The 9,832-nt window shown below is 45.4% G+C and carries 10 protein-coding genes and 4 tRNA genes; 9 read left to right on the forward strand and 5 right to left on the reverse strand.

All coding sequences use genetic code 11. The features are described from left to right. Window positions 1-30 precede the first annotated feature (30 nt). The 5 genes from R7127_RS22490 to hemA are packed head-to-tail and all read right to left on the reverse strand — an operon-like array spanning window position 31 to window position 4,502. On the reverse strand, window positions 31-840 hold the full coding sequence (locus R7127_RS22490) for a SirB1 family protein (protein ID WP_005384098.1): 810 nt from the start codon (window positions 838-840) through the stop codon (window positions 31-33). Between the two features lie 5 nt (window positions 841-845). Next, window positions 846-1,229, reverse strand: coding sequence for a SirB2 family protein (locus R7127_RS22495; protein ID WP_005382225.1), 384 nt, complete (start codon window positions 1,227-1,229; stop codon window positions 846-848). 40 nt (window positions 1,230-1,269) lie between these two features. Next, on the reverse strand, window positions 1,270-2,124 hold the full coding sequence (gene prmC, locus R7127_RS22500; RefSeq protein WP_017634841.1) for a peptide chain release factor N(5)-glutamine methyltransferase: 855 nt from the start codon (window positions 2,122-2,124) through the stop codon (window positions 1,270-1,272). 3 nt (window positions 2,125-2,127) lie between these two features. Further along, window positions 2,128-3,216, reverse strand: a complete 1,089-nt coding sequence (gene prfA / locus R7127_RS22505) for a peptide chain release factor 1 (protein WP_005382222.1) — start codon at window positions 3,214-3,216, stop codon at window positions 2,128-2,130. Between the two features lie 29 nt (window positions 3,217-3,245). Next, window positions 3,246-4,502, reverse strand: a complete 1,257-nt coding sequence (hemA, locus tag R7127_RS22510; RefSeq protein WP_005384104.1) for a glutamyl-tRNA reductase — start codon at window positions 4,500-4,502, stop codon at window positions 3,246-3,248. A 134-nt stretch (window positions 4,503-4,636) separates the two neighbouring features. Here hemA and lolB point away from each other — a divergent pair, with 134 nt between their 5' ends. The 9 genes from lolB (at window position 4,637) to R7127_RS22555 (ending at window position 9,707) form a co-directional block, all read left to right on the forward strand. Beyond that, window positions 4,637-5,275, forward strand: a complete 639-nt coding sequence (gene lolB, locus R7127_RS22515; RefSeq protein WP_017634843.1) for a lipoprotein insertase outer membrane protein LolB — start codon at window positions 4,637-4,639, stop codon at window positions 5,273-5,275. Next, window positions 5,272-6,144, forward strand: coding sequence for a 4-(cytidine 5'-diphospho)-2-C-methyl-D-erythritol kinase (gene ispE / locus R7127_RS22520; protein ID WP_005384108.1), 873 nt, complete (start codon window positions 5,272-5,274; stop codon window positions 6,142-6,144). Before lolB ends, ispE begins: the two co-directional genes overlap by 4 nt. A 27-nt stretch (window positions 6,145-6,171) precedes the next feature. Further along, a complete protein-coding gene (locus R7127_RS22525) occupies window positions 6,172-7,116 on the forward strand; it encodes a ribose-phosphate pyrophosphokinase (protein WP_005393176.1) in 945 nt (314 codons plus the stop codon). Window positions 7,117-7,267: 151 nt separating this feature from the next. Beyond that, window positions 7,268-7,858, forward strand: a complete 591-nt coding sequence (pth, locus tag R7127_RS22530; RefSeq protein ID WP_005384112.1) for an aminoacyl-tRNA hydrolase — start codon at window positions 7,268-7,270, stop codon at window positions 7,856-7,858. A gap of 10 nt (window positions 7,859-7,868) precedes the next feature. Beyond that, window positions 7,869-8,960 carry a redox-regulated ATPase YchF gene (gene ychF, locus R7127_RS22535; RefSeq protein ID WP_005393178.1) on the forward strand — a complete coding sequence of 364 codons (1,092 nt, stop codon included), beginning with the start codon at window positions 7,869-7,871 and terminating at the stop codon, window positions 8,958-8,960. 284 nt (window positions 8,961-9,244) lie between these two features. Next, window positions 9,245-9,321 (forward strand) — tRNA-Met (locus tag R7127_RS22540). Between the two features lie 40 nt (window positions 9,322-9,361). Continuing rightward, window positions 9,362-9,446: transfer RNA gene (locus R7127_RS22545), tRNA-Leu, on the forward strand. 32 nt (window positions 9,447-9,478) lie between these two features. Next, window positions 9,479-9,553: transfer RNA gene (locus tag R7127_RS22550), tRNA-Gln, on the forward strand. 77 nt (window positions 9,554-9,630) lie between these two features. Next, window positions 9,631-9,707 (forward strand) — tRNA-Met (locus tag R7127_RS22555). Window positions 9,708-9,832: the final 125 nt, after the last annotated feature.

A 9,832-nucleotide genomic window follows, 5' to 3' on the forward strand; every position in this document is an offset into this window, starting at 1 on the left:
GATACGCCACAGTTCGGCACATCGATAAAATTAGTGAAGTGTGACGTGCGTTTCACTCATCACATTAACTTGTGATTTTAGTAGCTCGGAAGCCGGATCGTCAGGGCATTGGTCAATAAAGTACTGAAAATCTGATACCGCTACTTGAGGGCACTCTAGCTGTTGGAAAATAAAACCACGGTCACGAATTTCGTATGGGTCATCTGGCACAAATGTTAGAGCAAGATTTGTACAACGTAATGCCAGCGTATAATGCTCTTCACGCAACATCGCACTTTTAATCAACGCCAACCAGCGACCAATAATTGTTGGGTTGTCAGCTTCCTCAAAATGTTCAGGCTTTAGCTGAGCTAGCGGTCCTTCTTGGCCAATAAGCCAAGCTTGAAGAATCCTTTCACCTACATACTCACCATTAAATGGGTTGATGTAGTCTGGCTTCTTATGCATCCAGTCGACTTTTAACAGGAACTGAGTAGGGAAAGTAACTCCCTTCAACGGGAACCCCAGCTTTTTGCCTAGGTATAACAAAATCGAACCTAAGCTCACAGGAATACCTTTTCTGCGCTCCAACACTTTATCGATGAAGCTGTTGTCCGAAATAAAGTATTCCTGCTCGTCGCCTTTGAACCCCCACTCGTGGAAAAACAGTCGTAGGAATGCATCAAATCGTTGCTCTTCATCGGTTTCATGAACAAGCGTGGCTTCTGCATCTTTGTAAAGACGCTCTAACTCTTGTTTCGCCCAATGTACTTTGGTTTCTGGGTTAATCGCTTTGTTTAGCTCAAGCGCACCTTCCACCAACGGTATATTGTCAAAATCTTCGTCAAAAAACTCTAACATGACGTCTATCCAAATAACGTAGGGCTCTTAGACACAGCAATGTTTGCAGCCATGACCAACCAACCTAATGCGCCGAAAAAGCCAAATATCTTCAGTAGGTTGTTTTTCGCAAGTTTCAATGAGAAGAATCCAAGCGCAATGTACGCCAGTACGCAGGTGATTTTGTTTGTTAACCACGGTGCGGCATCGGTAAACGGGATGAAACCCGTAATGAAAATAAGCGCGATACCTGACACTAGCAATGCAGTATCAACGATGTGGGGAAACACTTTCAAAAAGCGATTATTTCGCTTCGGTGAGTTCATCATCATTAACACGAATCGGATCGATAGTAGCGTCGCGCTGAGAGCGATCGTCACTAAGTGTATGTGTTTTAGAGCTACGTACATTTTTCTTCTCTTTTTAGTTAGTGTTTGCTGACTTCCATGATTAACTGGCCAGACAACCAAGTGTTACTCGATCGTTACCGCCATAATCTTTTTCCGTAGCGACCTGTTGGTAACCAAAGCCACGCATTATCTCACGCACCGCCTCACCTTGATCATAACCATGTTCAAATGCCAGCCAACCGCCCACTTCAAGATACTGACGAGCAAGATCCGAGATATGACGAATATCAGCTAAGCCATTCTCTTTAGCAACTAATGCAGATTTTGGCTCAAAGCGCACATCGCCTTGGGATAAATGTGGATCTTTTTCATCAATATATGGCGGGTTGGAGACAATTAAAGCAAACTTCGTACCTTCTGTAATAGGCTCAAACCAACTGCCTTGAGCAAAGGTCACATTTTTGATGTTTAGCTGCTCAGCATTGTACTCTGCAAGTGCTTTCGCTTCTTGCTTAAGGTCTACGCCCATCACTTGACGCTTTGGCATTTCAGATGCAAGCGCGATGGCGATAGCTCCCGTCCCCGTTCCAAGATCTAAAATAGGCCCAGTCTGCTCGTAGGTCTTATCGAGTGCAACTTCGACCAAACGTTCTGTATCCGGTCTTGGGATCAAGGTAGAGGGAGAAACTTTGAATGGTAAAGACCAAAACTCTCGCTCACCAATAATATAAGCGACGGGTTCACCAGTTAAACGTCGTTCAAGTAGAGCGTCAAACTGAGATTTTTGCTCTGCTTCTAATGCTTTTTCTGGCCAGGTCAGCAGGTAAGTTCGTGGTTTGCCAAGGACATGGCAAAGGAGTACAGCTGCATCGAGAGAAGGCGACTCTTTGCCGCCTTCTGCCAGTTTCGCCGTCGCACTTTTCAGTGCTTGCTCAATCGATTGAACTTGGCTCATCGATTAGCCGTTCTCTGCGAGCGCCGCAAGTTGGTCTGCTTGGTGCTCTTGAATCACAGGATCAATCAAGCTCTGCAGGTCACCTTCCATCACTTCGTTCAAACGATAGATGGTCAGGTTGATACGGTGATCAGACACACGACCTTGTGGGTAGTTGTATGTACGAATACGGTCACTACGGTCACCAGAACCTAGAAGGTTACGACGTGTATCAGACACTTCTGCGGCACGACGCTCTTCTTCCGCTTGAACGATACGAGCAGCAAGAACCGCCATTGCTTTCGCTTTGTTCTTGTGCTGTGAACGCTCATCCTGACACTCTACTACCGTACCCGTTGGTAAGTGGGTAATACGAATTGCAGAATCCGTGGTGTTAACGTGCTGACCACCCGCGCCAGATGCACGGAACGTATCGATTTTCAGGTCTGCTGCTTTGATTTCAGGCAGATCCGCTTCAGGGATTTCCGCCATTACTGCTACTGTACAAGCAGAAGTATGCACACGGCCTTGAGATTCAGTTGCAGGAACACGCTGTACACGGTGACCGCCTGACTCAAATTTCAACACGCCGTATGCACCGTCGCCGCTTACTTTCGCGATCATCTCTTTGTAACCACCGTGCTCTGCCTCGTTTGAAGACATGACTTCGATGCGCCAGCCACGCTTTTCTGCGTACTTGCTGTACATACGGAATAGATCACCCGCGAAGATACCCGCTTCGTCGCCACCCGCACCTGCACGAATTTCTAGGAAACAGTTACGATCATCGTTCGGATCTTTTGGCAGAAGAAGAATCTGTAACTCATCAGTAAGACGCTCAATCGTCGCTTTCGCTTCTTTGATTTCTTCTTGCGCCATTTCACGCATTTCTTCGTCGTCTTCGTTTGCCATCTCTTCAGCGGCGACAAGATCTTCTTGTGCTTGTTGATAAGCTTGGAAGCACTTGGTTACTTCTTCTAGCTGAGAGTACTCTCTTGATAGAGCACGGAATTTGTCCTGATTTCCAATTACATCAGGATCACCAAGAAGATGTTGAACTTCTTCGTAACGTTCTACTAGCGTTTCTAGCTTAGTCAGAATAGAGGCTTTCATAGTGTCGTTTTCTTAATAAAAAGCGTGAGTTATAGATCATCCAAGCCAAGTGTTTGGCGGATAATCGTTAATTTTGCTGGTTCGCCTTGCTCTGCTGCACTTTGCAATGCGCGAGTTGGAGCGTGAATCAGTTTGTTGGTGAGTTTATTACTCAGCTCGCGCAGCACTTTCTCCGGATCTGCGCCTGCCGCTAAAGATTGCAAACTTTTGCTCAGTAACTCTTCACGAATTTCGTTGGCTGATTTGCGATAGTCGCGAATACTATCGACGGCTTGCAGTGAACGCAACCATGTCATAAATGCAGCGCTTTCTTCACTAACAATCGCTTCAGCTTGAATCGCTTCGACTTTACGCTGCTCAATGTTGCTGTCGATGATAGATTGCAAGTCATCAACAGAATACAGATATGCGTCGTTCAGTTCACCGACTTCCGACTCCACATCTCGCGGCACCGCAATATCGACTAACAAGATAGGTTGATGTCGGCGCTGCTTTAGAGCCGTTTCGACCATACCTTTGCCAATAATAGGCAATGGGCTCGCCGTTGAGCTAATCACAATATCCGCTTTCGCCAAATGTTCAGGAATTTCGTTCAAACTGATCACTTCTGCGCCAAATTGGTCCGCTAAGCCTTGCGCGCGCTCTTTAGTGCGGTTCGCGACAATCATTTTTGTGCAACCGTTGGACGCTAAATGCTTCGCGACCAATTCAATCGTCTCGCCCGCACCAACTAAAAGCACGGTTGAATCTGATAACGACTCAAAAATATGTTTTGCCAGTGTACATGCCGCATAAGCCACGGACACGGCATTACCACCAATATCTGTCTCTGTTCTTACCCGTTTGGCGACTGAGAACGTCTTTTGAAACAGTTTATCAATCGAGGCATCGACAGCTTGATGATCTCGCGAGTCAGAAAATGCTTGCTTTACCTGCCCCAAAATTTGAGGCTCACCCAACACCAGAGAGTCAAGACCGCACGATACGCGCATCAAATGCTTTATTGCAGCTTGTTCTTCATGAACATACAAACTCGGCATTAAATCTTCGCGGCTCACTTGATGAAATTGAGCAAGCCAATCGATCAACTTGTTTCGCGCTCCTTGCTTAACATCGCAGTACAACTCAGTTCGGTTACAGGTTGAAACAATCACACTGCCGTTAACCGCTTCGTGCTCTCTAAGTTGCTCGAGTGCAGGGCCGAGTTTATCCGGACCAAACGCCACCTTCTCTCGCAAGTCGACAGACGCTGTATTGTGATTAATTCCAATAGCAAGCAAGGACATCTAACGTGGTATCTCTGGGATAGGTTATAAAATAGGTCCAGAATTTTACTGTAAGCACGCATTTATTGAAAGGGTAAGCCGGATTTGTTTTCCTAAGTGCGACTTTTCAATGCTATAGTTGTGAGCGATTCCCGATGAAACTGATTAATAAGCCATCAAACATGACGTTACGCTCCTTTATTCTTTTTTTCTTGTCGAGCTTACTGCTCGCTGGTTGTTCGTCCGTTCCTGAAAGTGTTACCAGCGTTGAATGGCAAGCTCATGAGCAGCGACTCGAAACCATCCAAGATTTTCAAGCAACGGGGAAACTTGGTTATATTGGCCCAGACCAAAGACAAAATTTAAACTTCTACTGGAAACATTCTTCAGCACTAAGCCAGTTGCGTTTAACAACGATTCTCGGACAAACGGCATTAAAGCTCACCATCACCCCACAAGGCGCCACAGTAGAAACTTACGATGATCAGGTCCTTTCTTCTCGCAGTGCTAATCAGCTGATTTACCGTCTTACAGGGTTGATGATGCCCGTCGATCACATGCCTGACTGGCTATTAGGTCTACCGACCGATGCCGACAAATTCCAACTGTCTCCAACCAATACACTGCAAGCGTTAAACAAACAAATTGGTTTAAATGATTGGAGTATCGCTTATCAACGATATGGCGACGTTCAATGGCATGAACAGTCTCTCCCTCTGCCAAATAAGCTGAAACTCACCACAGCTGATGTCAAAATAAATCTAGTGATCACAAAATGGAACATCACCCAATGATTGAACTTTCAACACGCTGGCCATCACCAGCGAAATTGAATCTCTTTCTATATATCAACGGCCGTACAGAGAATGGCTACCACGAGTTACAAACCTTATTCCAATTCGTCGATCACGGCGATGAGCTCACCATTCAAGCGAACCATTCTGGTGATATTACGATTTCTCCAGAGATAGAAGGTGTGCCTCTTCAAGACAATTTAATTTGGAAAGCAGCAACCGCGCTTCAAGCTTACTCAAACTGCCCTTTTGGCGCGCATATTGAGCTACAGAAAGTGCTGCCTATGGGTGGAGGCATTGGTGGGGGCTCATCGAATGCAGCTACAGCATTAGTGGCACTGAATTACTTATGGCAACTGAATCTAACTGACGACGAACTGGCTGAAATAGGTTTAAAACTAGGCGCAGACGTGCCCGTATTTGTGCGCGGATTTGCAGCTTTTGCTGAAGGTGTTGGTGAAAAACTCTCTCCTGCTTATCCCGAAGAAAAGTGGTATTTAGTCGTCAGACCGAATGTATCTATCGCAACCGTCGACGTTTTTTGTCATCCAGATCTAACGCGAAACACCCCAAAACGAGATCTAGAAACACTTTTAAATACGCCAAGCGTAAACGATTGCGAAAAAATTGTACGAATGCTCTACCCAGAGGTTGATAAGCAACTTTCTTGGCTGCTACAATACGCGCCGTCAAGATTGACGGGGACAGGATCTTGCGTTTTTGCTGAATTTTCGAGCAAATCTGAAGCAGAAACTATCCTTGCACAACTCTCTGATAAAGTCTCGGCATTTGTCGCTCAAGGGCGCAATATTTCGCCATTAAAAGAGACTTTGGCTGAATACCAATCAGCCTCACACCGACCTATTTAAACTGGACGCAAACCCGAGGTTTCCACCGTGCCTGATATGAAGCTATTTGCTGGTAACGCAACACCTGAACTAGCCCAACGTATTGCTGATCGTCTTTACATCTCTCTTGGTGATGCATCTGTTTCTCGCTTTTCTGATGGCGAAGTTGCAGTTCAAATCAATGAGAATGTTCGTGGTAGCGATGTTTTCATCATTCAATCCACTTGTGCACCGACTAACGACAACCTAATGGAATTGGTTGTTATGATTGATGCAATGCGCCGTGCTTCAGCAGGCCGTATCACTGCAGTTATCCCTTACTTCGGCTACGCTCGCCAAGACCGTCGTGTACGTTCTGCGCGTGTGCCAATTACTGCAAAAGTTGTTGCTGATTTCCTATCTAACGTTGGTGTTGACCGCGTTCTAACTATCGACCTACATGCAGAGCAAATTCAAGGCTTCTTCGATGTACCTGTAGACAACATCTTCGGCACGCCAGTGCTACTTGAAGATATGCAGGCTCGCGGTCTAGATAACCCTGTAGTGGTATCTCCTGACCTAGGTGGCGTTGTTCGTGCTCGTGCAACAGCAAAAGCACTAGGCGACATCGACATCGCAATCGTAGATAAGCGTCGTCCACGTGCAAACGTTTCTGAAGTAATGAACCTAATCGGTGATGTTGAAGGTCGTGACTGTGTGATCGTTGATGACATGATCGACACAGGTGGCACACTATGTAAAGCAGCTGAAGCACTAAAAGAGCGCGGTGCTAAGCGTGTATTCGCTTACGCTACTCACGCAGTATTCTCAGGCAACGCTGCGGATAACATCAAGAACTCAGTTCTTGACCAAGTTATCGTAACTGACTCTATCTCTCTGTCTAAAGAGATGGCTGCAACAGGTAAAGTGACAACACTAAGCCTATCTCGCATGCTAGCTGAAGCGATTCGTCGTATCAGCAACGAAGAGTCAATCTCTGCAATGTTCAACTAATACGAACATTTCAGTTACACTGATTTCAAAAGCACCCCTCTTTGGGGTGTTTTTTTATTTGTACTGATAACTAGAAAATCCCTTGGTCGCCCACCGCGAGTTTTCTGTGCTATCATACTGCGCTTTTTGAGATTCCAGAGAGATCCTAACCTTGAGTCAACAAATCAAACTTCTTGTTGGTCTTGCTAATCCAGGACCAGAATACGCCAGAACTCGTCACAATGCGGGCGCTTGGGTTGTAGAAGAATTAGCACGCGTTCACAACGTTACACTGAAGAACGAACCAAAGTTTTTTGGTCTAACAGGACGCATTATGGTCAATGGCCAGGATCTCCGTTTGCTTATCCCAACCACCTTCATGAATCTATCAGGTAAATCGATCGCAGCGCTTGCGAAATTTTATCAAATTAAACCTGAAGAGATCATGGTTGCTCATGACGAGCTAGACTTACCGCCAGGTGTCGCTAAGTTTAAAAAAGGTGGGGGGCACGGTGGACACAACGGTCTGCGTGACACCATTAGCAAACTGGGCAATAACAAAGATTTTTATCGTCTTCGTATTGGCATTGGTCATCCGGGACACAAAGATAAAGTGGCGGGTTTTGTATTAGGTAAAGCGCCAGCTAAAGAGCAAGAGCTTTTAGATGCAGCAGCTGATGAGGCTGTTCGTTGTCTAGATATCCTGATTAAGGATGGCCTATCTAAAGCACAAAATCGCCTCCACACGTTCAAAGCTGAATAAGGTTACTATCATGGGTTTTAAATGTGGCATCGTTGGTCTACCTAACGTAGGTAAATCAACTCTGTTCAACGCACTAACTAAAGCGGGTATCGAAGCAGCAAACTTCCCGTTCTGTACCATTGAACCAAACACTGGTGTGGTTCCTGTGCCAGATCTACGTCTAGACGCACTAGCTAAGATCGTTAACCCACAGAGAGTTCTTCCAACGACGATGGAGTTCGTGGACATCGCTGGTCTTGTTGCTGGTGCATCACGTGGTGAAGGTTTAGGTAACAAATTCCTAGCTAACATCCGTGAAACAGACGCGATTGGCCACGTTGTACGTTGTTTTGAAAACGAAAACATTGTTCATGTTTCAGGTAAAGTTTCACCTATCGAAGATATCGAAGTGATCAACCTCGAACTTGCAATGGCTGATCTAGATTCTTGTGAGCGAGCGATTCAACGTAACGCGAAGAAGGCAAAAGGCGGCGATAAAGACGCAAAATTTGAACTAACCGTACTAGAAAAACTGTTACCAGTACTAACTGAAGGCGGCATGGCACGCACAGTTGAGCTATCTAAAGAAGAGTTAGCAGCAATCGGCTATCTAAACTTCCTAACACTGAAGCCAACTATGTACATTGCAAACGTAAACGAAGATGGCTTCGAAAATAACCCATATCTAGATGCGGTTCGTGAGTTCGCAGAAAAAGAAAACAATGTCGTTGTACCTGTATGTGCAGCTATCGAATCTGAACTATCTGAACTAGAAGATGAAGATCGCGAAGAATTCCTAGCAGATATGGGGATCGAAGAGCCGGGCCTGAACCGTGTAATTCGCTCTGGTTACGAACTACTGACTCTACACACCTACTTCACAGCAGGTGTTAAAGAAGTACGTGCTTGGACAATCCCTGTTGGTGCAACTGCGCCTCAGGCGGCAGGTAAGATCCACACTGACTTCGAGAAAGGCTTTATTCGTGCAGAAGTAGTTGGTTACGACGATTTCATCCAATTCAATGGTGAAAATGGCGCAAAAGACGCAGGTAAATGGCGTCTAGAAGGTAAAGACTACATCGTAAAAGATGGCGATGTTGTACACTTCCGCTTCAATGTTTAATTAAATGAATGAATTCTAAACACTTCATTTACACTAAAAGCCAGCTGTTAAGCTGGCTTTTTTAATACCTTAAGTAAATGAACAAAAATAAATTACGCAACTGCAAGCTAATTTATTTCCAGTTTTAGATCATAAACACGCCTCTTTGTTTAAAAAGGAAGCGAACGAGGTTTTTTCCGAAATTTATTAAAAAAAACTGTTGACGGATCTCACTCAACTTCGCATAATGCGCGCCGTTCCCAACGACAAGGCAACAAAGCGTTGAGAACAAAAAATATGGTTTTGGCTACGTAGCTCAGCTGGTTAGAGCACATCACTCATAATGATGGGGTCACAGGTTCGAATCCCGTCGTAGCCACCATTCCTAAATGTTCTTTTTATCAGAGCAGTTAGGAATAGATGCGGAAGTGGCGGAATTGGTAGACGCACCAGATTTAGGTTCTGGCGCCGCAAGGTGTGAGAGTTCAAGTCTCTCCTTCCGCACCATATTTTAAATAGTCATTGTGACTATTGCCTGCAGGTCTATCGCCAAGCGGTAAGGCAGCGGCTTTTGATGCCGCCATTCCCTGGTTCGAATCCAGGTAGACCTGCCATTATTCAAGTGAGATTCCTTTATAAAAGGGGTTGTCACTGAGAGCGTGAAGGTTTATATTGTCTCGCTCCAAAAGATGGCTACGTAGCTCAGCTGGTTAGAGCACATCACTCATAATGATGGGGTCACAGGTTCGAATCCCGTCGTAGCCACCATAAACAACGTTATTTAGGTTTTTACCAATTACCTTGATAACTACAGAATAAGTTGCGGAAGTGGCGGAATTGGTAGACGCACCAGATTTAGGTTCTGGCGCCGCAAGGTGTGAGAGTTCAAGTCT

The sequence above is a fragment of the Vibrio sp. 1159 genome (genome assembly GCF_033340395.1).
In the GTDB taxonomy this organism is placed as follows: Bacteria; Pseudomonadota; Gammaproteobacteria; order Enterobacterales; family Vibrionaceae; genus Vibrio; species Vibrio alginolyticus.